The 24,330-nt window shown below is 39.7% G+C and carries 16 protein-coding genes; 6 read left to right on the top strand and 10 right to left on the bottom strand.

Going from position 1 to position 24,330, the window contains the following annotated elements; translation table 11 throughout:
* Positions 1-65: 65 nt before the first annotated feature.
* Positions 66-1,025 (top strand): permease, encoded by a 960-nt coding sequence (locus F3G86_RS05945; protein ID WP_149723304.1) that lies wholly within the window; start codon positions 66-68, stop codon positions 1,023-1,025.
* Here F3G86_RS05945 and F3G86_RS05940 read toward each other — a convergent pair.
* The 6 genes from F3G86_RS05940 to pbpC form a co-directional block, all read right to left on the bottom strand.
* On the bottom strand, positions 1,014-1,688 hold the full coding sequence (locus tag F3G86_RS05940; protein ID WP_002940443.1) for a methionine ABC transporter permease: 675 nt from the start codon (positions 1,686-1,688) through the stop codon (positions 1,014-1,016). The two genes, F3G86_RS05945 and F3G86_RS05940, sit on opposite strands and share 12 nt — an antisense overlap.
* Positions 1,688-2,644, bottom strand: a complete 957-nt coding sequence (locus tag F3G86_RS05935; protein ID WP_149723303.1) for a methionine ABC transporter ATP-binding protein — start codon at positions 2,642-2,644, stop codon at positions 1,688-1,690. The genes F3G86_RS05940 and F3G86_RS05935 overlap by 1 nt, the downstream gene beginning before the upstream one ends.
* Positions 2,645-2,674: 30 nt before the next feature.
* Entirely contained in the window at positions 2,675-3,661 is a 987-nt protein-coding gene (locus F3G86_RS05930) for a diaminopimelate dehydrogenase (RefSeq protein WP_149723302.1), read from the bottom strand.
* Between the two features lie 146 nt (positions 3,662-3,807).
* On the bottom strand, positions 3,808-6,429 hold the full coding sequence (locus F3G86_RS05925; protein WP_149723301.1) for a valine--tRNA ligase: 2,622 nt from the start codon (positions 6,427-6,429) through the stop codon (positions 3,808-3,810).
* A gap of 121 nt (positions 6,430-6,550) precedes the next feature.
* Positions 6,551-11,674, bottom strand: a complete 5,124-nt coding sequence (locus tag F3G86_RS05920) for an alpha-2-macroglobulin family protein (protein ID WP_149723300.1) — start codon at positions 11,672-11,674, stop codon at positions 6,551-6,553.
* A 1-nt stretch (position 11,675) separates the two neighbouring features.
* Positions 11,676-13,844 (bottom strand): penicillin-binding protein 1C, encoded by a 2,169-nt coding sequence (gene pbpC / locus F3G86_RS05915; RefSeq protein WP_149723299.1) that lies wholly within the window; start codon positions 13,842-13,844, stop codon positions 11,676-11,678.
* Between the two features lie 65 nt (positions 13,845-13,909).
* On the opposite strand from pbpC, the gene F3G86_RS05910 reads away from it, so the two are divergent.
* From F3G86_RS05910 to F3G86_RS05890, 5 genes are read left to right on the top strand one after another with little or no spacing between them, the layout of a single operon-like run.
* Complete coding sequence (locus tag F3G86_RS05910; RefSeq protein ID WP_149723298.1) at positions 13,910-15,943, top strand: ATP-dependent helicase; 2,034 nt, start codon at positions 13,910-13,912, stop codon at positions 15,941-15,943.
* A 53-nt stretch (positions 15,944-15,996) separates the two neighbouring features.
* Complete coding sequence (locus tag F3G86_RS05905) at positions 15,997-17,193, top strand: efflux RND transporter periplasmic adaptor subunit (protein WP_149723297.1); 1,197 nt, start codon at positions 15,997-15,999, stop codon at positions 17,191-17,193.
* Positions 17,194-19,122 carry a MacB family efflux pump subunit gene (locus F3G86_RS05900; protein ID WP_149723296.1) on the top strand — a complete coding sequence of 643 codons (1,929 nt, stop codon included), beginning with the start codon at positions 17,194-17,196 and terminating at the stop codon, positions 19,120-19,122. It abuts the gene before it with no gap.
* 1 nt (position 19,123) lies between these two features.
* Positions 19,124-20,470: a TolC family protein gene (locus F3G86_RS05895; RefSeq protein ID WP_149723295.1), complete on the top strand. Its 1,347-nt coding sequence runs from the start codon at positions 19,124-19,126 to the stop codon at positions 20,468-20,470.
* Between the two features lie 4 nt (positions 20,471-20,474).
* On the top strand, positions 20,475-20,966 hold the full coding sequence (locus F3G86_RS05890) for a flagellar protein (RefSeq protein ID WP_149723294.1): 492 nt from the start codon (positions 20,475-20,477) through the stop codon (positions 20,964-20,966).
* Positions 20,967-21,708: 742 nt separating this feature from the next.
* Here F3G86_RS05890 and F3G86_RS05885 read toward each other — a convergent pair.
* Genes F3G86_RS05885 through F3G86_RS05870 form a run of 4 tightly spaced genes read right to left on the bottom strand, consistent with a single transcriptional unit; the run spans position 21,709 to position 24,241 of the window.
* A complete protein-coding gene (locus F3G86_RS05885) occupies positions 21,709-22,206 on the bottom strand; it encodes a SixA phosphatase family protein (protein ID WP_107829673.1) in 498 nt (165 codons plus the stop codon).
* Complete coding sequence (locus F3G86_RS05880) at positions 22,203-23,015, bottom strand: ferritin-like domain-containing protein (RefSeq protein WP_107969612.1); 813 nt, start codon at positions 23,013-23,015, stop codon at positions 22,203-22,205. Before F3G86_RS05880 ends, F3G86_RS05885 begins: the two co-directional genes overlap by 4 nt.
* The gene (locus F3G86_RS05875) at positions 23,002-23,577 is read right to left on the bottom strand and encodes a rhomboid family intramembrane serine protease (RefSeq protein ID WP_149723293.1); all 576 of its coding nucleotides are present in this window, start codon (positions 23,575-23,577) and stop codon (positions 23,002-23,004) included. Before F3G86_RS05875 ends, F3G86_RS05880 begins: the two co-directional genes overlap by 14 nt.
* Positions 23,561-24,241, bottom strand: coding sequence for an NlpC/P60 family protein (locus F3G86_RS05870; protein WP_103610146.1), 681 nt, complete (start codon positions 24,239-24,241; stop codon positions 23,561-23,563). The genes F3G86_RS05875 and F3G86_RS05870 overlap by 17 nt, the downstream gene beginning before the upstream one ends.
* Between the last annotated feature and the right edge of the window lie 89 nt (positions 24,242-24,330).

The raw sequence follows: 24,330 nt of genomic DNA, 5'->3' as shown, positions 1-24,330 counted from the left end.
CTAAATTTATACTTGACTATATTCCTATATTAGTATATAATCATATAAAAATTTAAAGGTAAAAAATGCTCGATCTTTTTAATCAACACAATATATTTGAATTTATTAAATTTTTCATACTTTATTTTACAGAGATTTCACTACTATTTTTTTGTGTCTCTTTTTTGGTATTTATCGTATCTGAAAAATTTAGTCAAAAACTCAAAAAACACCTTATAAGCACAAAAATTTCAAGCTTTATCAAGGCGTTTTTGGTTGGCGCTATTACGCCGTTTTGTTCGTGCTCTACTATACCGCTTTTAAATGGGTTTTTAAAAAGCGGCGTATCACTTGGCGTTAGTAGCGTATTTTTGTTAAGCTCTCCGCTTGTTAATCCTGTAATTTTAACGCTTCTTTTTATGAGCTTTGGGTTTAAATTTAGCATTATTTATTTTACGGTCATTTTTATCTCATCGCTTGCTTTTGGTCTTTTGTTATCAAAAGCAGATCAAAATCTATTTTTAAAAGATGATTTTTTAAAACCAAAATTTAGCCCATACAATCCAACCAAAGGCTTTGTTTTTACGCCCGTTAATCAGACACAAGCTTGCTCTTGCAAGGATATAAAAAATAGTAAAAATATTTACAAAATGGCGCTTTTAAACTCAGTAAAAGAGTATAAAAAGCTATTTTATTACATACTGCTTGCGATGTTTATCGGCGCCGCTATACACGGATTTGTTCCGCAAAAGCTTATCTCAAACTATCTTGGTTCTAGCGACATCGCCTCGATACTTATTTCGGCATTGTTTGGAATTTTGCTCTATGTTAGAGTAGAAGCGCTAGTGCCAATTGGCTTAGCACTTCTTGCCTCGGGTGCTAGTGCGGCCGCATTTGGAGCGTTTGTAATAACGGCGGCAGGGGTTAGCCTGCCGGAAATCATACTTCTTAATAGGTTTTTTAAGCCAAAATTTATGGCAATTTTTATCGCTTTTATCTTATGTGTGGCATTGGCATTTGCAATGTTTTTAAAATCATTTTTTTGAAATTTTATAGAGATAGTTGCCTAAAACTTGGAAAATTTGCACCATAATGATGAGAATAACCACGGTGTAGAGCATGATATCTGGGCGAAATCTCTGATATCCGTAGTTTATAGCGACTGATCCTAACCCGCCACCGCCAACTGCACCAGCCATCGCTGAAAAGCCGATATTTACGATAAGCGTTAGCGTAAATGCCGAGATGATGCCAGGAAGTGCCTCGACAAACATCACACGAAAGATGATCTGAAATTTCGAGCTACCAAAGCTTTGCGCCGCTTCAATGATACCTTTATCGACCTCTTTTAGAGCATTTTCAATGAGCCTTGCTACAAATGGAGCCGCTCCAATAGTTAGCGGAACGATCGCAGCTGTGGTGCCAATACTTGTGCCTACGATCATTTTTGTGACTGGAAAGAGCACGATGATCAAAATGATAAATGGAAAGCTTCTAAGCACGTTTATAACGATATCAAGGACAAAATAAAGCTGTTTGTTTGGCTTTAAGCCGTTTTTGTCTGAAAGTATGAGTAAAACCGCTGGTATAAGGCCTATGGCAAAGGCTAGCAGGGTAGAGACGATGCTCATATATAGTGTCTCGCCGATAGCTGGCAAAAGTATCCTAGAAAATACATCTGGAAATTTAGAAAAATCAATACCAAACATCAAGCAACCTCCCACAAAACGCCACTTTGCTTGATGTAGTTAAGCACGTTTTCTTTATCTTTTTCATCTATGTTTATGACAAGCGAGCCAAGGACGTTGTCGTTTAGCTTCTCAAGCTTGCCCCAGACTATGTTAAAGTCGATATTTAGGCTTCTTGCCATGTGTGTGATTACGCTGTTTTGAGCCACTTCTTTTGGGAAAAATAGCCTGATATTTGTGCCAGTGCTTGGCAAAATTTCAACTTCACCCAAAAACTCTTTCATCTTCTCATCTGGCTTTAAAAATAGCTCTTCGATGCTTCCAGAGCCTATGATCTTGCCACCTTCAAGTAAAATGGCACGTTTTGCGATCGATTTTACCACTTCCATCTCGTGCGTGACGATGACGACGCTGATGTCTAGCTCTTTGTTTATCTTTTCAAGCAGCTCTAAAATTTGATTTGTCGTGTTTGGATCAAGAGCTGAAGTCGCCTCGTCGCTTAGTAAAATTTTAGGATTTAAAGCAAGCGCTCTAGCGATGGCTACACGCTGTTTTTGGCCGCCGCTTAGCTCGCTTGGATAGCTTTTTGCCTTGCTTTCAAGACCGACTAAATTTAAAAGCTCTCTCACTCTTTTTTCGGTCTCGTCGCTTTTATATCCCCAAAATTTAAGCGGAGTAGCGACGTTTTCAAAGACATTTTTTCTAGCCATCAAGGCAAAATGCTGAAATATCATCCCAACATCTCGCCTCAAATGTCTTTGCTGCGTCTCATCTAAATTTTTTATCTCTTGATCAAAGACTTTTAAGCTGCCACCTTGATAGCTCTCTAGCCCGTTTATGCACCTTAAAAGCGTTGATTTACCAGCGCCACTATGACCCACGATAGCAAAAATTTCACCCTTTTTAACCTCTAAATTTACATCAAAAAGGATCTGTGTATCGCCATAAAATTTGGTTAAATTTTCTATTTTTATCACTAAATTTTCCTTATTTTTAACTGCCTAAATTTATAAAATTTCTCGCCTTAGCTCATCAGCGCTCTTTGGCGAAAGAAGTGCTGGGGCTATATCAAATACACTAAATGCGCCGCGCTCGCCTCTTTGCGCCAAGCGATATGCCGCTCTGGCGTAAGCTACAAGCACGCTTGCTGTAAATTCTGGATTTGAATCAAGTTTTAGCGAAAACTCGATCAAGTGTTTGTTCTCGCCATGCTCTCCGCTCACTCCGCTTCGCAGTACAAATCCCCCATGTGGGATGCCGCCATGCTCTTTTTTAAGCGTCTCAAGGTCGATAAAATGCACGCTCGTGTCGTAGTCGACAAAATAATTTGGCATCGTTTTTATCTCATGCTCTATGCGTACCTTATCAGCGCCGTCCTGCGCCACTACGTAGCAATCACGCAGGTGTTTTTCTCTTGTCGCTAAATTTGGATTTTCCCCAGCGCGTACTCGCTCTAAAGCGCCATCTATGGGCACCGTGTATTGACGAGCATCCACGACGCCTTTTATTCTGCGGATAGCGTCTGAGTGGCCTTGACTCACGCCTTTGCCCCAAAATGTGTAGCTGCTGCCATTTTCAAGCACGCTCTCGCCAAATAGCCTATTTAGCGAAAATAGCCCCGGGTCCCAGCCAACAGCGATGACACCTACATTGCCACCTTTTTTAGCAGCTGCGTCCACTGCAGCAAAGTGCTCAGGTATTTTAGCGTGTGTGTCAAAGCTATCAACTACGTTAAAATTTTGTACAAATTCTGGCGTTTGCGTCGGTAAGTCAGTTGCGCTGCCACCGCAAAGGACTAAAACGTCAAATTTGCCCTTGTGCGATAAAATTTCATCCACACTCAATACTGGTGCGCCACATGTTTTTACTTCGATTGGATCTCTGCGGCTAAAAACTGCCACAAGCTCCATATCCTTGCTATTTCGCACCGCAAGCTCGACGCCACGACCCAAATTTCCATATCCTAAAACTGCTATTTTTATTTTTTCACGCATTTTTGATCCTTTAAATTTTAAATTTACATGCAAAATAGTGCAGGGCGATAAATTTCATTTTAGTAAGACAATATATTAGCACTAAGGGCAGCATGACAACAACAAACTGCCAAAGAAACACCACCCTTCAACTTTTGCCGCAAAATCTACTCGCCAAGAGCCTTTAGCTCCTCGCATACTTTTTTAAATTTAGCCTCAGCGCTCTGCAAAGCCTCTTTGTTTGTCTCTATAACTTCTTTTGGTGCGTTTGCCACGAAATTTTGGTTATTTAGCATGCCTGAGAGTTTGGCTATCTCTTTTTCAAGCTTTGTCTTTTGAGACCTTAGCCTTGTGATGATACCACTCATATCAAGTCCTTCAAGCGGAACAAATGCCTCTAAATTTTCGCTCACGTCTCTTATTGAGTTTTCTATTTTTTCATCTACAAAGCCGATCTCTTCGCATTTTGCAAGCAGTTTAATATACTCTTTTACCTCGTCAAGGTCTATTTTTTCATTAAATTTAACAAAGGCTTTTGCTATCTTTGAGTTGCCAAGATCGATAGTAGCTTTTGCACGGCGAATAGCCACGATCGCCTCGATAACTAGCTCAAATTTCTTCTCAACCTCTAAATTTCGCTCTTTTATCTCCGGATAGTTCATCACCATTATTGACTTTGCATTTTCAAGCTGTGTGCCGCTAAGCTCTTGAAATAGATACTCTGAGAGAAACGGCATGAAAGGATTTAGCAGTTTCATCGCCTCTTTAAATATACTTCCAAGCTCTTTTACGCTCGCTTTATCAGCCTTGCTAAGCTCGATACCCCAGTCACAAAACTCATCCCAAAGGAATTTATAAAGTGTGTTTGCAGCGTCATTAAAGCGGTAGGCATCGATGTTTTCACGCACCTCTCTCACGCACTCGTTAAAGCGGCTATTCATATAAATTCCAAGCTTTGTTTCAAGCTTGATATCCTCTAAATTTGGGAATTTACTCTCATTTAGCATGAGATATTTGCTAGCGTTATAAAGCTTGTTGGTGAAATTTCTTACCTGCTTCATCTTGGCGTCACTTAGCTTGATATCGCGTCCTTGAACGGCAAGAAGCGTTAGCGTAAAGCGCAATATATCGGCACTATACTCATTTATGCTATCAAGTGGGTCGATGACGTTGCCAAGGCTTTTACTCATCTTTCTGCCAAACTCATCCTTTACAAGCGCGTGCAGGTAGATGTCGTCAAATGGTAGCTTGCCAAGGGCGTTTTCACCCTGAAACATCATCCTAGCAACCCAGAAAAATAATATATCAAAGCCAGTTATGAGAAGGTTATTTGGATAAAACTCAGCCAAATCGCCTTCAAACCATTTTTCATTTTTTAGCTCATTTTCATTGCCCCAGCCAAGCGTACTAAATGGCCAAAGACCAGAGCTAAACCACGTATCTAGCACGTCTGGGTCTTGGTGGATGTTTTTACTTTTACACTTTTTGCACTCGCACGGCTCGTCCTCGTCAGCCCACATATGACCGCAATCATCGCAGTAAAATACTGGAATTTGATGTCCCCACCAAAGCTGGCGTGAGATACACCAATCTCTTAGCTCTCTCATCCACGCATTAAAGCTGTTTATCCAGTGTGGCGGGTAAAATTTGGCAAGACCCTCTGAGACCTTTTGTATCGCCTCGTCTGCGATCTCTTTTTTGACAAACCACTGCTTTGAGATATATGGCTCGACGACGTTTTTGCAGCGGTAGCAGTAGCCTACTTGATTTTCGTAGTCTTCTATCTTTTCAACATTGCCGAGTTTTTCAAGCTCGGCTACTACGATATCTCTAGCCTCAAGCCTTTCAAGACCTGCAAATTTATCGCACTTGTCGTTTAAAATGCCCTTTTCATCAAATACAGTGATAAACTCAAGGTCGTGCCTTTTGCCAACCTCGTAGTCATTTTGATCATGCGCAGGTGTGACCTTAACAAGACCTGTTCCAAACTCCATATCAACGTGCTCGTCCGCGATGATCTCGATCTCTCTGTTTATGATAGGTAGCACCACTTTTTTGCCGATTAAATTTTTATAGCGATCGTCGTTTGGATTTACCATTACCGCCGTATCACCAAAATATGTTTCAGGTCTAGTGGTCGCAACAACAACAAATTCGCTTGGCTTGTCTGCAAAGTAGTATCTCAAATGATAAAGCTTGCCCTTGTTCTCCTTGTGCTCGACCTCGATGTCAGAGAGTGCGCCATCGTGCGTACACCAGTTTATCATGTAGTTTTTCTGGACTATTAGCCCTTTGTCATATAAATTTACAAAGGCTTTTTTCACAGCTTTTCTTAAGCCCTCATCCATAGTAAATCTCTGGCGTGACCAAGCCGGAGTGATGCCAAGTTTTCGCATCTGATGGACGATCATACCGCCGCTTTTTTCCTTCCACTCCCACACTTTTTCTACAAATTTCTCACGTCCAAGTTCTTCTTTTTTGATCCCTTGAGCCAAAAGCTGCTTTTCAACGACGTTTTGAGTGGCGATACCAGCGTGGTCAAGTCCTGGCTGCCAAAGTGTCTTGTAGCCGTCCATCCTCTTGTAGCGAGTCATAATATCTTGAAGTGTGAAGGTTAGGGCGTGTCCGATGTGAAGCGAGCCAGTCACGTTTGGAGGTGGCATCATAATGCAAAATTTACATCCATCTTTTTGGATATCTTTGTTTGCGTCTATCTCGAAATATCCGCGTTCTTCCCAAATTTTATAAAATTTGTCTTCTATCTCTTTTGCATTGTAAAAATCTGCCACTTTTATCTCCTCAGTTTCGTTTAAAAAATGCTTAATGTTATCTAAAATTTGTTTAAAAAAATCTTTGCAAAAGTGGGGAAATATGGGCTTGGGGCGGTTAAACGCCCCGTGGTTTAAATAGCTATTTAACGTTAAAGCTTCTCACGGCTAGGTCGTAGTCGTTTTGTCTTTCGTTGTACATATTTTCAGTTGTGACTGCACCAAGAGAACATTTACCGCCAAGTCTTACACGATAAGGTGTATAAAGCACGGCGTCTTTTTCGTCGCTACTTAGCGTGTAAAAGCTTAGCACGCGGTCATCTTTTACGCTTTTATACTCAACTTGCAAGCTGTTTTTTAAGCTCTTTGTAAAGTTACTTAAATTTTCATTTATCGGCTCAAAGCAACTACTTACGATCTCGTTGATAACGCCGTTTTTAACCATTGTTTTTGAGTTTATCACCACTTTTGAGTAGATGACGTCATTTACTTTTAGGCTGTTAATATCTAACTCTTTGCCTTTTTCATCGACAAAAACTCGGTAGATATCAAGCTCTTTTGGCTCTATTTTATGCCTAATATCAAGTGGCAAGTAAGCGTAGCTTAAGATAGTCGCATAAAGTTTGTTTGAGCCTAGTGGAGCGATGCTAAATTCGCCATTTTTTGTAGTAAATGATGTGCTTAAAAGACCGTCAAATTCTTTACTTTCGCCATTGTAGCTAAGCTTAAATTTGTTATTTTTCTCGCCACTATCTTTGCCAAAGTATGCATTTAGCGTTCTTAGCGTAAATGCACGCTCTTGCGTTGAGCTAAGCTCATTTAAATTTGTGATTAAGAAATTTGCAAGGTCATCTGAGTAGTCGTTTTTCTCAAAGTATTTTGCGTGCAAGTATAAAATAAAGGCGTTATCTCTTACTTTTGAGCTAAAATCAGATGCATTTTCTTCGCTTGTTTTAGCATTTTTGATATCTTTTAGCGCGACCTTTGCCTCGTCATTTAGGCCGTTTAGCTTTAGAGCTGCCGCCATTAGGTATTTACTTAGTGCTGTTTTATTGTAGGCTTTGTCGTCGTAAATTTTATTTAAAACTGGTCTGTCAGCCATATTTACACGTGAGCTTACATAAAGAGCGTAAATTGTCTCAAGGTCGTTGTTTGCGTATTTTAAGAGAGAGTTTAGTGCATTTTGTTTGACGCCTTTGCTTACCTCATATCCAGCCTCGCTAAGATCAAGTAAAACATCAGTTGCAAAGATGCTTGCAAATGCATTTGTCTCGCCTAGATCGCTCCAGTAGCCAAAGCTGCCGTCTGGTTTTTGCATCTTAACTAACTCATCTATGCCGCTAACGATAAATCTCTTTTGGTCGCCTTTTTCAAGCTCATCTTTTGGTTTTAAATTTAAAAGCGCAAGCAATCTTGAGCTCCTTTGCTCCGCGCATCCGTAAGGATACTCTACTAAATTCTTTGAAGCTGCTAAAAGCACGCTTGAGACCGAGCTTGACGCATCAACGCTCACATCATGATAGCCTTTTGGGAGTGAAATTTTGCTCTCTTTGTCAAAGACGCTGCTCTTTGCGTAGGTGCTGATCGTATAAGGGCTAATGACGCCTAGTAAATTTTGAAGCGTTTTTGAGCTATTTTTGTCGCTTATTGTTATATTGTATTCGCCAGCACCTATTTCAAGGGCTGAAATTTTAAGCACAAACGCCTTGTTTTCAAGCGGCTTTAGGTTAGCATTTTCTTGCGTTTTGATGTTTAAATTTTTACTTGTTACGATGTTTATAGTAAGGTTTTTGTCCGTATTTGTCGTATTTATAAGCCTTAAATTTGCGCTTAATTCATCGCCTTTTAAAAGATAAACTAAAGCACTTGGCTTAATGATCACATCATCTTTTACTTTTATCTCGCTATTTACGGCGTTCATTGCAGTTGCGTCATTTGCCACAGCATCTACTCTAACAGCGCCGTTAAAGCCATTTGGCGTTTTAAACTCGTATGAAATTTCGCCTTTGTCGTCTGCTTGAAGGCTCACTAAATTTGCATAAGTTTTTACATTTTTGCTATCAACTGGACTTGCGTGTTTTGCCATTTTCGCCGCCACAGCCATCGCCGCGGCATCACCGCCAAAGCTTAGCGTTTTGCCCTCTACCTTATAGTTTGTGAGCATATTGTAAATGTCGTAGTCAAAGACGCCATCAGGTAAAATTTTGTCAAAAAACTTAAGCGGATCAGCTGGCTTTTGCGATGTGATATCAAGCACGCCAACATCTGTGATAAATAAATTTACGTAAGCTTTTGGTTTTGTTTTTAGTGAAATTTTGATATTTTCATCGCTCTTGGCACTTTTTGGCGCATCAAGAGTAAGCTCTATCTTTCTTGAAGATTTATCGCCGTTTGCATAGACCTTGCCGTAGGTTCTAAACGGAGTTAGCCCAGCGTCAGTCATGCGGTAGATATTTGCACTCACGTAAAGACCGTTAAAGTCAAAGTCTAGCTTAAATTTAACGTTTGCTGAGTTGTTTTTGATCTTGACAACCTTGTAGGCTTTGACACCTGCATCTTCAAGCGTGACAAGTGCGATGCCTTCTTTTATGGCTGAGCTTATGTCTGCGCTTAGCTCGTCGCCTTTTTTATAGACGCTTTTGTTTAGCTTGATCTGAGACTTGCTAAGCTCTTTTGTAGGGGCTAGGGTTGAGTAGTTGTAGCCGCTCACATCGATGTCTAGGCTCGTGCTCGCACCACTTACTAAATTTGTAGCCGTGATGACGTATGAGCCACTTTGCGTAAATTTATAGCTAAACTCGCCACTATTTTTATAAAAGCTATCCACATCTTCAAGCGTTTGGATCCATTTTATATAGCCGTTTGCGTCCCTTTGATACTGCCATGAGACACGTTTTATATCAAATTTCAAATTTGACTTCACTGTCTTTTGGCTTGGCATATCAACGACGACTGTTCTTATTTTTACATCTTCGTTTGGATCAGCAAATGCCGTGCTAGCAGCGATGCCAACCATATCTTTGTAAGGATAGAGTGTAAAGCTTTTTGCGTCACTTACGTTTTTGCCATCATCATTTACGTTGAAATTTATGACGCCTTTTATTATTGAAGGTGCGTTTTTGGTGTTAAAGCTAAGATCTATCATCTGGCTTGATTTGCCATCTTTTGAAAGAGTTAGATCATTTTCTATGCTTGGATAAGCAGCCGCTTTTAGGGTGTCATTTTTAAATTTATACTCTTTAAATTCGCTATTTTTATACTCATCGTCAAAGAAGCTAACCTGCATGCTGCCAGCTAGGTCGCTAGCTGCTCCGCCAAAGAGATAGCTGCTTGTCAAATTTACCTTTACTAGCTCATTTGAAAAGAATTTGTCCGCATCTATGGCTATGTCATTTTTTATCTTGTTTGGCACGAAGCTCTCGACATAAAATGGCACGCTTGCTATCACCTTGCTAGCGTAGATTATCTGCATGTTAAATCTACCGCTTAGATCGCTTAAAATTTCTTTTTCGAAATTTATCATGCCAACATCATTTGTATTTTGCGTGATCTGGGCGCTACTTTTGCCTTGTGGATCGATAAATTTGATCTTAACTGGCATATTTTTAAGCGGGTTAAAGTCCCTATCTCTTAGATAAATTGCTCCTTTTAGGCTCTCGTTTGGTCTTATGATATTTGAGGCAAAATGCGTGTAAGCATCGATGCTCTCGCTTGGATTTTGGCTGATGAGCTTTGCCTCATTTAGTGCTTCGCCATCTTTTATGATGAGGAAATTTTGCTCCTTGCCAAGTGAGACGACGATCGATGATATCTCTTTGTAGATATCTTTTTTGTTAAATTTAAAGACGCCGACGTCATTTGTCGCGCCAACTGCGATCTCTTCGTTTCTTTTGCCATAAATTTTTACATTTGCGTTTGGTAGCATTGTGTTTTCGCCAAGGCGGTTTGCAAAGACGAAAATTTCATCCTTGCCAAGCTTTGCATTTATGGCGATGTCGCTTAGATAGACGACCTTTGAGACGCTCTTATCTTTGCCGTAGTTTAAGCTTATCTTATAAACGCCGTCTCCTGCTCCAGCAAAGTCAAGCTTGATCTTGTTTAGTGAAATTTCGTTTAGCACGCCCTCTAGCTTGTAGCTTTTGCTTGCTACTTTTGAGCTAAAGTTGCTTAGATCTTCGCTATTGTCGTTGAAATTTAAAAAATATCTAAAATTTTGATCGCTTAACTTTTCAACGCTTACATTTAGCTCAGGTAAATTTGCACTTCTGATGCCGATCTCGCCCACGCTTGAGATGTAAGGCTCTTCGTTTGTGAAATTTGCAAATGGAGTGAAGTTGCTAGCGACCACCTCGTAGGTTTTAGCCTCTCTTACGACATTTCTATCATCTCCAAAGCCCGGTTTTATCGTGATCTCGTAGCTATTTTGTGGCTTAAACTCATCGCTTGTGATATCGATGTAATAATCATACCCCTCAAGCTCAGAAATTAGCGCGCCAACCTCACCATCATTTTTATATGCCACGTCGCTTATACTAAAGCTTTTTACGCCTTTTATCTTTATAAATTTCTTTAGATTATTATCATCGCTTAGCCACTCTTTTAGATAAATTCTAAAGGCCAAGATGCCGTTATCAAGGCTTGTCGGATAAATTTTAGCTATCTCAAAGCTTTTTGCCTCAGCGTTTATATTTACGCTCTCACTGCTTGCTTGCTCACTAAATTTCACCACGCCATCACCTGCAAGTTTAGCGCCAAATTTACTCTCAAAATTTTCTCCAAGATCAAAAGTAGGCTCGCTTATATTTTTATCAAGATCAAGCTCAAAGCTGTTTTGAGAGAGCTGCAAGGCATTAAAGCTTGCGCCTTTTACGGCTATTTTTTTTACAAGTTCTTCACTAACTTCGTCATTAAATTTAAGGATAAATTTGCTATCAGTGAGCTTTTCTATCTTCTCAAGCGCAAATTCTTTAGTCTCAAAGCTAGCACTGCTGCCATTTTCTAGCTTACAGCTATACTCTACGCCTGCGTGCATATCTTTTGTAAAAAGCGTAAGGCTTTGAGCGTTAAATTTCACCGTGCCACTCAGTGCCGGCTCGCACGAGATAAGCTTTTTCTCGCTTAGTGTGCCTATGAGATTTTTGCTAACATCATCTTCTAGTCCAAATTCCACGCTTAAAGGCGACTTTAACTCGACATTGCCATTTAGACTTAAAGCATATAAATTTATTGCTCCTAAAAGTGCTAGAAGTAGCGCTTTTTGCTGCATTTTATCTCCTTAGTTTTATTGTTATTTCACTTTGATTTGAGTTTTGATCAAGGCATTTTAAAGTGTGCTCGCCAAGAGTTAGATCTAGCCTTTTTTCACTTGCATTTTCTATCTTAGAAAAGTTCAAATCATCCACTTTTAGGTAAATTTCATCACCTAAAAACGCGTAGCATTTTAGCATAATTTGTGTTACATTTTCATCTGTCACGATCTCTTCGCCGTCATACGGATAGGCAAAGACTGGCTTTTTGTCTTTGTAAACTTCAGCGCAAGGGCTATTTTTGACCTCGTCTTTGTCTAAAAAGCCATTTTTTATCAAAAACTCAAGCTCCTCGCCTCTTAAACTCTCGCACTTATCTTGCAGTTTAACTCCAACTATCCTATCATCAAGCGCCGTTTTTTTGCATGTTTCATAACTAAAAGCATCAAGGCAGGTTGGCACTTTTTCGATGCCCTCTGGCTCGCTCATAAACTCTAAATTTTGCCTTTGCGCCGTGATCTTAAACATATCAAAAACGATCTTTGAAACGTCATTTAGCCCAGTTAGCTTGTCAGTTTTTTCAGCGTTAAAGTTGCCCACCCAGACGGCTATCGTGTAGTTTTCATTGACACCTATGGCGTAAAGATCGCGTGAGTTTGCACTTGTGCCTGTTTTAAAGGCGATTTTTGGCGTGTTTTGCGCGTATTGCCAAGCATTTTTTAGATATGACCTTGAGGCCTCGCTCATCATTTTAGCGGTTAGATAGGCGCTTTGAGGCGAGATGAGGGTTATGTTTTTGTCTTCATTTTTGTAGTTTTTCCCAGCAAACTCAAGCGGCCTATAAATGCCCTCATTTGCGTATATCGTATAAAGATGCGCAAGATCAAGCAGGCTCATCTCAGCACTACCTAAAACTATCGAAGAGCCGTAAAACTCCTTGTTTTCATCAACTAAATTTACCTTTTCAAGCAGCTCATAAAGCGAGTTTTCTTTTAGTTTTAAGTCTAAATTTATGACTGGGATATTAAGGCTAAAATTTAGAGCGTCCTTTGCGCTTACAAGCCCCAAAAAGTCGTTGTTAAAGTTCTTTGGCACATATTCATTTACATAAATTTGCGTGTCAATTAGCTGCGAATTTGGCGTGATAAGCCCGCTATCAAGCGCAAGAGAGTAGATAAAAGGCTTTAGCGTGCTGCCTGTGTTTCGCTTCATATTTAGGGCTGAGTTTTTGCCATCACGCGCGCGCTCATCATGCGAGCCGATAAAGGCAACAACGCTCATTTTTTTATTGTCGATGATCACGGCTGCGGCGTTGTTTGCGTTTTTGGCCTTTAGCGAAAACATCGCGTCTTTTAAAATTTTAAGCATATCTTTTTGTAAATTTAGATCCAAACTTGCCTTTACGATTTGGTTTTTAAAAGCGACATTTGCGTAGTCGCCTGCATTTACGACAGCTCTTATTCTTACATTTTTAAATGGCTCAGCTTGAGCTCTTTTAAAGGCACTAAGATCGATTAAATTTGCCTTATAAAGCATCTTTATGACCCTGTTTTTTAGGGCGTTTATGTTTGAGACTCTATCAAGTCTATTTTTATTTGGATTTTTTGGTATTGTGCTTAAAAGTGCGGCCTGAGCGTAGCTAAGCCCGTTTAGCTCTTTGCCAAAGTAAAAGAAGCTAGCCGCCTTTACACCCTCGATATTGCCACCATATGGGGCTAAATTTAGGTATAAATTTAAAATTTCATCCTTGCTAAAGTGAAGCTCAAGCTGAAATGCTCTAAAAATTTCTCTTATCTTATTTTTATAGCTCCTATCACTTGGCTCAAGCATCCTGGCCACTTGCATCGTGATAGTGCTAGCGCCTATGCGGTTGTCGTTTTTTAGGTTGTGGAAAAATGCCCTAAAAATGGAGGCAAAATTTACGCCAAAATGGTAGTAAAAGTATCTATCCTCAAAAAGCACAACGCATTGTTTTAGCGAATTTGGAAAGCTTTGCTCGTGAAATCTCCAAATTCCATCGCTACTAAGCTTCATATTTATAATGTTTCCATTTTTATCAAGCAAAATTTTGGCTTCGTCTTTTTTTAGTGCGTCTAAATTTAGTGGATAAATTTGATCCAGTATCAAAAAAGTAGCAACCATTAGAGCCAAAAATAGGGCAAGTAATTTTAAAAATTTAAACTTTTTCATCGGCGTGATTATAGCTGTTAAAGTTTAAGTAGCTATAATTAGCCCTTTTTAATAAAGAGGAAACAATGCCCTTATCTAGGTTAAACAAAGAACAATACACCGCCGCAACTGCGCCATTTGGACACAATCTCATCATCGCTTCAGCTGGCACTGGCAAGACTAGCACGATTGTCGCTCGCATCGCTCATCTACTAAATTTAGGCGTTGCGCCAGAGAAAATTTTGCTTCTAACATTTACCAACAAAGCAGCCAGCGAGATGATAGAGCGTTTAAATAGGTATTTTGATAAACAAATTACCTCCAAAATTACCGCAGGCACCTTCCACTCGGTCTCATTTTCACTTTTAAAAAGCCTTGATAAAGGCGTCACGCTAAAGCAACCAAGCGAGCTAAAGACGCTTTTAAAAAGTCTTGTTGAGAGGCGTAAATTTTACCATTTAAGCGACGTCAAGCCTTACGGCGGGGCATATCTATACGACCTTTACTCGCTATTTCAAAACAGCGAGCAAGGCACAACTTTTGGCAAATGGATAAGTGAGAAAAGCGAAGAGCAGGGCGTTTATGCTGAAATTTATGAAGATGTTTTAGAGGAGTTTGAGGCTGAAAAGGCTAAATTTGCCTACGCTGACTTTAACGATCTTCTCATAAAAATGCGCGATGAGCTAAAAAAGGGGGCAAATTTATCTTATGATGAAATTTTGATCGACGAGTATCAAGATACAAACACGCTTCAAGGCAGCCTTATAGACGCATTTAAGACAAAGAGCCTCTTTTGCGTGGGCGATTTTGATCAAAGCATTTACGCATTTAACGGCGCAAACATCGAGATCATTGGCTCATTTAAAGATCGCTTCCCAAACGCAAATATCTACGCTTTAAATGTAAATTACCGCTCAAGCTCAAGCATACTAGCTCTCGCAAATAAGGTCATAAACAACAACCCAAGGCTTTATGAAAAGCACCTCACAGTTAGTCGCGAGGGAAATTTCAAGCCTCCAAGACTACTTGTCTATAACGAGCTTTTTGACCAGTATCAAAATATCGCTGATATCATCTCGTTTTCGCCATTTAATAGAGAAAATATCGCCATAATTTTTAGAAATAACTCATCAGCCGATGGCATCGAGGTCGCACTAAAAGAGAGGGGTATCGGCTCAAAGCGAAAGGGCGGGGTGAGCTTTTTTGAGAGCCGTGAGATCAAGGCGCTCATCGACATAATGGGAATTTATGTCAATCCAAAAGATATAATGGCTTTTATCCACATCTGCGAATACGCAAAAGGCGTTGGCAGCGCAGTTAGCAAAGAAATTTTTGACGCACTGCTTAAGCTTGGGCATGGAAATTTGATAAAAGGGATAGTTGAGCCAGATGAGAGCGTAAATATCTCATCAAATAAAAGGCGAAACTACCAGCTAGGCCTTTTTGACGACCTTGACGAATTTGCCGAGGTTTCAAGGTTTTCTAAGCTTGGCTTTAGCGATAAATTTCTAGGACACCCTGTGCTAAAACTACAAAAGCTAAGCGAGAGTGGGGCGCAGTTTTTGTATGAAATTTACAACTTTTTAAGAGGCATGAGAAATATCTCAAAGCCAGCCACGATGATAAATGAGATAAAAACTAGCAAAATTTACTCGTTAATCGTCGAAAACATCAGCACAAAAAGGGCAACTCTAAAAAACGGCAACGTCGATCTGGCGCTCAAAGAAGAGGTCAAAGAGCGCATAATGGCAAAGAGCGTGGTGCTAAGCGAGCTAGCTAAAAAGTATCAAGATATCAGTAAATTTTACAACTTCTTAGCCCTTGGTAGCAACGAGATGAGCGAAGGGCAGGGCGTTAGCTTGCTTAGCGTGCATGCGAGCAAGGGGCTTGAGTTTGACCAAGTTTTCATAGTAGATCTCGCGCAAAATCGCTTTCCAAATTTAAAGCTAATGAGCATGGGCGGCAGCCTAGAAGAGGAGAGACGGCTCTTTTACGTAGCAGTAACTAGGGCTAAAGACGAGCTTTATTTAAGCTATGCAAAATACGACAAGATAAAGAAGGTGACTTATCAGCCAAGTAGGTTTTTGATAGAGGCTGGCATGGCAAAAGAGGAAGCTTAAAGAGTATTTACTATTGTGAAGTAGAATTTACCAATTTTTTACAAAGAGAAGCGATGAAAAAAACTAAAATTTTAATAATTCTACTTATTTTAGGCGTCGGTGGATATTTTATCTACGATAAATTTTTTAAGGTAAAAGATGAAAAGGTGGAGTTTATCACCAAAAAGGCAAAGAAGGGCTCATTTAGCAAAAAGGTCGATGCGACTGGTGAAATTTTCGCCACTGAGCTAATCGACGTGGGAGCTCAGGTGAGCGGTCAGATAAAAAAGCTCTATGTTAAGCTTGGAGATCAGGTAAAAAAGGGCGATATGATCGCAAGTATCGATAGCTCGACCCAGCAAAATAGCATCGATAATAAAGAGGCACAGCTAGCCATCTACAAAGCCCAGCTTGAAAGCGCAAAAGTAGCTCTAAATATCGCTAAAACGCAGTTTGATAGAGAAAATGCACTTTTTGCCAAAAATGCCACTTCAAAGCAAGAATTTGAAAGCGCAAAAAACACTTTTAGCGCAAACAGCGCAAAGATAAAGGAGCTTGAAGCACAGATCAAGCAGACAAATATCGAGCTAAGCACCGCTAAGATAAATTTAGGCTACACAAAGATCACCGCACCAAGAGACGGCACCGTTGTAAGCGTGCAGGTTGAAGAGGGTCAAACTGTAAATGCCAACCAAACTACGCCAACTATCGTAAATATCGCCGATCTTAGCCATGTGAAGATGAAGATGCAAATAGCAGAGGGCGACATCACCAAGATAAAAGTCGGCACGCCAGTTGAGTACTCTATCCTCTCTGAGCCAACGAAGAAATTTCAAACGACTGTTAGCTCGATCGACCCTGGGCTCACCACGCTAAGTGACGGCAGCTACGGCTCAAGTAGCAGCAGTAAGTCTTCATACTCAAGTAGCTCTAGCAGCAGCTCGGCGGTCTATTACTACGCGCAAAGCATCGTTGATAACAAAGATGGAATTTTAAGAATAGGCATGACCACGCAAAACGAGCTTTTAATAGCAAATGTTGAGGACGCCATCATCGTGCCAAGCATCGGCATCAAAAAAGATGAAAACGGCACTTTTGTCTATGTGCTAAAAGATGGCAAGCCCGTAAAAACAGCGGTCAAAACTGGCATAAAAGATAACCTCGATACGCAGATCATTAGCGGTGTAAATGAAGGCGACGAGATCATCACATCTCAAGGCTCATCAAGCGAGATCGCTAAGATGATCGCAAAAGAACATAAGAAGTTTTAAGTGATAAGTCTAAAAAACATCACCAAAAGCTTTAAGCTAGGCGAGAATGAGATAGAGATCTTGCATGGCATAAATTTAGAGATAAAAAAGGGTGAATTTATAGCCATCATCGGTCAGTCTGGCTCTGGCAAATCAACCCTTATGAACATCCTTGGCTGCTTAGACAGCCCAAGTGGTGGCGAGTATTTGCTGGACGGCAAAGATATATCAAAATTTGATAGCGACGCCCTTGCCAAGCTTAGAAGAGATAAATTTGGCTTTATCTTTCAAAGATACAACCTTCTTAGCACGATGAACGCCCTTGAAAACGTAGCGCTGCCAAGCATCTACGCAGGTGCAAACAAGAGCGAACGAGAGAAAAGAGGGATGGAAATTTTAGACTCTCTTGGTCTTAGCGAAAAAGCGAAAAATTTACCAAACAAGCTCTCTGGCGGACAGCAACAAAGGGTCTCCATAGCAAGGGCGCTGATGAATGGTGGCGAGATCATATTAGCAGACGAGCCAACAGGCGCGCTTGATAGCAAAAGTGGTCTAAGAGTGATGGAAATTTTGGTTGATCTTTACAAAAAAGGCCACACTATCATCATCGTCACGCACGACCCAAAGATAGCAGAGTATGCGAGTAGGGTGATCGAGATAAAAGATGGCAACATCGTAAGTGATAATGTAAAAAACAGTGAAATTTACGAGACTGCAAAGCAAACTCAGCCAGAAAAGAGCAAATTTACCTACTATAAAGACCAGCTAATTGAAAGCTTTAAAATGTCGGTAAATGCGATGCTCGCTCACAAACTAAGGTCGCTTTTAACCATGCTTGGCATTATTATCGGCATAACCGCAGTCATTAGCGTCGTGGCCCTTGGCAAAGGCTCGCAGGAGCAAATTTTAGCTGGCATTAGAAAGATCGGCACTAACACGATCGACATCATGCCCGGTAAAGGCTTTGGCGATATGCTCTCAGGCAAGGTAAAAACGCTCTCCATAAGCGATGCAAACATGCTTGCCAAGCAGTCCTTTCTAGACTCAGTCACGCCAAATACAAGCACCTCAGGCGTGCTAACCTATGAAAATATCTCGCTAAGTGCGAGCCTAAAAGGTGGTGGAGTAGGGAGCTTTGACGTAAATGGGCTAAAGCTAGAAGAGGGTAGAATTTACGATGAAGACGAGGTTTTAAACTCTGATTCAGTTGCTCTAATCGATCAAAACACCAAAAATAGCATCTTTAAAAATGATGATCCTATAGGCAAGATCATACTTTTTAACAAAAAGCCACTTCGCATTATCGGCGTTTTGCAAAAGGATGATTTTAAAATGGGCGACTCAAGCACGCTTAAAATTTACGCCCCTTACACGACTGTGCTAAACAAGATCACTGGGGATAAATTTATAAGCTCGATCACAGCTAAAGTAAATGAAGGTGTCAATGCGCAAATCGCCGAAAAGAGCCTAAGCGAGCTTTTAGAGATCAAGCACGGCAAAAAGGACTTTTTCACTAGAAACTCAGACAGCATCAAGCAAACCATCGAAGAGACCATTTCAACCATGCGCCTTCTCATCTCAAGCATAGCCGTCGTTTCGCTCGTAGTTGGGGGCATAGGCGTCATGAATATCATGCTAGTCTCAGTCACCGAGCGCACCAAAGAGATAGGCATAAAAATGGCGATCGGAGCCAGACAGAGCAACATCTTGCAGCAGTTTTTGATAGAGGCGGTGCTACTTTGCCTAATAGGCGGAGCCATCGGCATCGTCCTATCCTACGCTATCGGCTACATCTTTAATAACTTCTTAAACGGCTTTAGCATGATCTTTTCAAACGGCTCGATCGTGCTTGCACTTGTCACATCGATGGCTATTGGTATCATCTTTGGCTACATGCCTGCCAAGAACGCCTCAAAACTAAATCCAATAGATGCGCTTTCAAGGGAGTAATATGAAATTTCTAAGCCTAGCTTTAGTGCTCGTTTTAAGCGGTTGCGCTGTTAAAAATATAGATGAAAACTACAAGCAAATTTTATTTGAAGATAACGCCAGCCGTGAGCTAAATTTAGATACTTCTTGGTGGAAGCAGTATCAGCAAAGCTATCTTGATGAGCTTGTAGCGCTTGCGCTTAAAAACAACACCGACCTTGCAAAAGCTGCGATAAATGTAAATAAAGCGCTCGCTCAAGCTGGCGTTTTGCAGGCAAATCTCATCCCAAGCTTTAACGCTGGCATCGAGGCTGGAAGTAGTAAAAATATAAAAGAGGGCGGCGCTTCTAGTAGAAGTTTTGGCTCAAGCATAGGGCTTAGCTACGAGCTTGATCTTTGGCAAAAGCTAGCAAATAGCAAAGACGCAGCGATCTTTGAAGCAGAAGCTAGCAAATTTGATCTGGAAGCTAGCAAACTAAGTGTGATAAACTCCGTAGCAGATGCTTATTTTCAAATTTTATATCTAAACGAGAGTATAAAAACTTATGAGCAAATTTTAGAAATTTATAATGAGCTAAATAAGATAGTTGGGCTTAAATTTAAGCTTGGCAAAGAGGAGGCGCTAAGTCTAAAGCAGATAAACTCGCAGCTCTTAAGCGCTCAAAATAAGATAGAAAGTGCCAAAAAAGAGCTTGTGAGTGCTAAAAAAACGCTTAGGATTTTGCTAAATGAGAGGCCAGAATTTGAGCTTAAATTTGAAGACCTCACGCTAAGTCCCGTTAAAAGAGTGGGCGTTGATCTAGATGTGCCAACAAGCGCCATAGCAAACCGCCCTGATCTAAGAGCGGCCATTTACCGCATAGAAGAGGGCATATCAAACTACAAAGTGAGCCAAAAAGAGTTTTATCCGACCATCACGCTAGGAGCTAGCCTCAAAAGCAGCACCGACAAAAAAGAGGAAGCTTTCAGCCTTAAATTTCTAAATGGCAACATCGCTTTGAATTTGCCATTTTTAAACTACCACAAGCTAAAGTCAAATTTAAAGGTTAGCGAGGCAAATTTCGAGCTTGCAAAGCTAAACTACATAAGCACTCTAAATAGCGCATTAAACGAGATAGACGCATTTTACAAAGGCTACTTAAACGACGAAGCACTGCTTGCTAACTACCAAGAGCAGATAAAAAACTACGAGGAAATTTCAAAAATTTACGAGCTAAAATACTCTTACGGTAAGGTCGAGCTAAAGCAGTTTTTAGAGGCTAAAAATAGCGAACTAGAGGCCAAAATAGGGCTACTAAAAGCAAAATACACGCTTTTACAAGATGAGCTAAATATCTATAAAGCGATGGCTGGTAAATTTAATAGGTAAATTTATGAGTTCAGCTTGGGACTACGAGGCAAACGCGTGCAGCAAGGATGGCAAATTTAGTGCCAAATTTGAAGGCTGCGAGGTTGCCATGGGCGCTCCAACCATTGGCGAGCTACGACTTTCTGTAAATAGCGAGCACTATCTAAATTTAAAAAACGAGCTCTTAAACCACGCAAAAAGACTATCAAATTTGGATCAAAATTTAGTTAAAGATGGCAGCACCCATCAAATTTTACTTAGCGAGAGAGCGGCTGCTTGCTTTTTGTTTTCAAAGGACTCTAAATTTCTAGCTTTTTCTGAATGGACGACAGATAAAATGCAGATCATAAAGGTAGTGCGCCTAGCCAATATGAGCATAAAAACTGATAACAAGCGCAAAAGAGTAGTGGAATTTCTCTCATTTGATGACGGTGTGCTTAAAATTTTAGACTCACCGATCTTTATGCCTAAAAACTTCACACTAGATATCCACACGCTTTTTGACGATAAAATTTAATTAGGCTTTAAAAAAATAGTTTTCAGGCGTGTTTTCATAGTAAATTTAACTACTATCTCTTAAATCTAGCACGAAAGATCGCTCAAATCTAAAAATTTAACGTAAAAGATAACTCTTTCTTAAGCGAGCGCTTTATTTGCATTTATCGTGGCTTTTGCAAGGTCGGTGTTTAGTTTTTAAACGCAATTGTCACAAACTCATTAAGGTGGCTCTCACTCATCATTTTTTAAAGTAGGGTAGATCAAATTTTAAGTTATGTATAAGATAAATGCAAATTTCACAATTTTTGAAAAGTGTAAAATTTAACTCATTTTCTTACAAAAATTTTTACACTAAATTTAATGGATAAATTTAGATCACACAAAAGATAAAATGCAAAACCTATCCAAATATAGCCATTTAAAACTTTCAAAAGAGCAGAATCAAGATTTTAAAATATCAATTTGAAAATTACAGTTTTCAATACAAAATATATAAAATACCTTGCATTTTACCTTTTGTCATATTTTGGTATTGCAATTATAGTTGATTTTAAATTTGCTTTTATGCTTGGCGGTTTGAACTTGAAATGGTTAAATTTTAAAAATTGGTAATATGAATTTGAATTGGAGTGATAAATTTTAAAATTTGAGTAGAAGATTTTTTTGGTTCAAAAGCAAAACTTGCATTTGAAAATTAAATAAGTAGATATCCTTTGTGCCTATCAAATCACAATAAATGAATTTGCGTTTTTTTCTAAAACTTATCTTTGATGTTTCTTTGGGTGGTCAAAAAACAAAGCTTTTGCACTGCCCTCTTTTAGCTCTTTAAATTCAGACTCAAATTCTATGCAAAAAATGCCTGACGTTGGGATATTATCGATCGATGAGTCGCTTAGGTATTCGCAAATTTCAGTCACACTTGGATTGTGCGTGATGATGAAAATTTCATCTAAATTTTTATCTAAATTTCTTACAAACTCCAACAGATCTTCAAAGCTTATATCGTAAAGCTCATCTTTTATCTCTATGGATTTTTCTTTAAATTTTAAAGTTTTAGCGATGATTTTTGCTGTTTGCTCGCATCTTTTGGCACTGCTTGAAAAGATAGCTCCTGGCATCACGTCATACATTTTTAGCCTGCTAGCCATAAATTTAGCGTCTTCTTTTCCTTTTGGGCTAAGCTCTCTTGAGGCGTCTTTTGCGCCGTCTTTGTTCTCATCAACTGCTTTTGCGTGCCTTATGAAATAAATTTTGCTCATAATCTCTCCTTTGAGAAATTCTTTATCCAACTAAGCTCTTCCTCGCTAAATCCAGCCTTTAAGCGGTCTTTTTCGTTGATCTCTCTAATGCTTTTAAATGAATTTGGATATAAATTTAAGATGATGTCAAAGTAGCTTTTCTCATCAATACCCTCTTTTTTGCAGGCAAATTTAAACCATTTATCGCCCTTATAAACGTGAGAGACTTCCTCTTTTAAGATGACTTTTAGGCACTCTATTAGCTCTTCTTGCCCGCCTTCAGCTTCTAGCCTTTTGATGATGTGGGCGTTTGCATCAAGCCCGTTTGCCTCCATATATCTTGGTAGTAGCGCCATGCGGCTAGTGAGCTTGTCTGAAGTCTTTTGAAGTGCGATAAATAGGCCATCATGCACGCTTAGCTCGCCGTATCTACCACCCTGCTTTGTGAGTAAATTTTCTATCATGCAAAAGTGCCTGATCTCATCCTCAGCCACCTCCAGCCAGTCCTCGTAAAACTCCCTTGGCAGCCCTCTAAATCTATAACAAGCATCAAGCGCGATGTCGATAGCGCTAAACTCGATGTGAGCGACTGAGTGGATGAAATTTAGGTTTTTATCTTTTGGCTTTACCTTTTTGTTTAGCTCTTTCATACTAACGACGTCGCAAAATTTAGCGTAGCACGGGGTAGTTAGCTCGTTTGGCGCAGAAATTTCATCAAAACAAATATCCAAATTTGATCTAAATTTCTCGTAAAATAGCTCAAATTTTAAAAATTTAAGCCCCACGTCGCCTTCGTTTAAAATATCCCAGATCTCATCAAAAAATCTCATCTGCTCTCTTTAAGTAAAATTTAGCATACAAACAGCCAACAGTCCAGCCTATAAAGTGCGCGTACCATGCGACATTTATGCCCATAAGTAGCGGTAAAAAGCTCATGGCAACAACTATGGCAAAGTAGCCAAACCACGCCTTTTTGTCTGAGTAAAGCACCGAGGTCGCCAGCATGCCAAAGAGCATACACAAAGCGCCGCTTGCACCTACTAAATTTATAAATTTCTCATTTTCAAATGCAAAATATATATAAATAAAGCTTAAAATTTGCGTCAAAACGCCGCCAACGATATAAAAAATGATAAATTTTTTCGTGCCAAGATATAGCTCGCTCATCGTGCCAACTTGATATAAAAAGAGCATATTCATGAGCAAGTGACCTGCACCTGCGTGTATAAAGATAGATGTGAGGGGCTCAAATATATAGAGTTTTTCTAAAAAATAGATATTTAAGCCAAGCGCGAGCCATAACTCACGCGAGTGCAAAAAGGTGAGACTAAAAAATGCAGCTAAATTTAAAATGATAAGCGCAAATGTAGCCGGGCTACTTAGCTTTGCCATATCCAGCAAATCTATTTGCCGCAAGGCAGCTAGCGTTTGAGCATCTTACAACGTAGCTATTTATCTCTTTGTCGCCCTTTAGATGCGTGTTTTTTTGTTTTAAATTCATATAGCTGTGGATGATCCTGCCGCCAGAGTTGTGGATAAATTTCACTGTCTCGTCTGGAAGTATGGCTGTCACGATACCAACGTGAGTGACGTTTTTCTTGTCTTTATTTTTTTGTATGCCTTTGCCAAGGGTGTTTGAAAAGAAGATGAGATCGCCTTTTTTTGGATTTTTATGAGTGATCAAATTTTGGCTTTCATAAAAGTTGTAGATCGCTTTTGACTTTCTGCCGCCCTTGCTGTAGTAGTTATTGATAGTTTTTTCATCAAAATACATATTTTTATATTTTGCATTTACTATAGAGACGAAGCCTGAGCAGTCGCCCCCTGCTCTAGTGTTTAAGTATTTTTTAAAAAATGAACCAAATTCTTTATCAGCTCTGCCGTCATCTTCGTCTAAAAGCTCACTTGAAGTTTGTCTGCTAAAGTCACCATTTGTAGAGGCGGTTTGATTGTAGTCATTTTGTGGGATTTTAGGCTCATTTGAGGTGAAAGAACAACCTGTAAAAAGTGCGATACAAAGTGCAAAAAATATTCTTTTATTTATTAAACTTAACATATTTTTATCCAAAATAATTAATTTTCGTAATTTTAACTCTTAAATGTAAATAAAGCGAAAATAGCGCCCTGTTTTCTTTACTCTAAGTT

The sequence above is a fragment of the Campylobacter concisus genome, assembly GCF_902460595.1.
GTDB classification, from domain to species: Bacteria; Campylobacterota; Campylobacteria; order Campylobacterales; family Campylobacteraceae; genus Campylobacter_A; species Campylobacter_A concisus_BL.
Note: the sequence above shows the minus strand (reverse complement) of the source record. Positions and strands in the feature narration are given on the sequence as shown.

Coding starts and splice junctions, on each gene's coding strand:
- F3G86_RS05875 (WP_149723293.1), bottom strand. CDS start 23,577: ATGGCAAAGCTAAGTAGCCCGGCTACATTTGCGCTTATCATTTTAAAT.
- F3G86_RS05945 (WP_149723304.1), top strand. CDS start 66: ATGCTCGATCTTTTTAATCAACACAATATATTTGAATTTATTAAATTT.
- F3G86_RS05885 (WP_107829673.1), bottom strand. CDS start 22,206: ATGAGCAAAATTTATTTCATAAGGCACGCAAAAGCAGTTGATGAGAAC.
- F3G86_RS05940 (WP_002940443.1), bottom strand. CDS start 1,688: ATGTTTGGTATTGATTTTTCTAAATTTCCAGATGTATTTTCTAGGATA.
- F3G86_RS05910 (WP_149723298.1), top strand. CDS start 13,910: ATGCCCTTATCTAGGTTAAACAAAGAACAATACACCGCCGCAACTGCG.
- F3G86_RS05920 (WP_149723300.1), bottom strand. CDS start 11,674: ATGCAGCAAAAAGCGCTACTTCTAGCACTTTTAGGAGCAATAAATTTA.
- F3G86_RS05890 (WP_149723294.1), top strand. CDS start 20,475: ATGAGTTCAGCTTGGGACTACGAGGCAAACGCGTGCAGCAAGGATGGC.
- F3G86_RS05880 (WP_107969612.1), bottom strand. CDS start 23,015: ATGAGATTTTTTGATGAGATCTGGGATATTTTAAACGAAGGCGACGTG.
- pbpC (WP_149723299.1), bottom strand. CDS start 13,844: ATGAAAAAGTTTAAATTTTTAAAATTACTTGCCCTATTTTTGGCTCTA.
- F3G86_RS05905 (WP_149723297.1), top strand. CDS start 15,997: ATGAAAAAAACTAAAATTTTAATAATTCTACTTATTTTAGGCGTCGGT.
- F3G86_RS05870 (WP_103610146.1), bottom strand. CDS start 24,241: ATGTTAAGTTTAATAAATAAAAGAATATTTTTTGCACTTTGTATCGCA.
- F3G86_RS05895 (WP_149723295.1), top strand. CDS start 19,124: ATGAAATTTCTAAGCCTAGCTTTAGTGCTCGTTTTAAGCGGTTGCGCT.
- F3G86_RS05930 (WP_149723302.1), bottom strand. CDS start 3,661: ATGCGTGAAAAAATAAAAATAGCAGTTTTAGGATATGGAAATTTGGGT.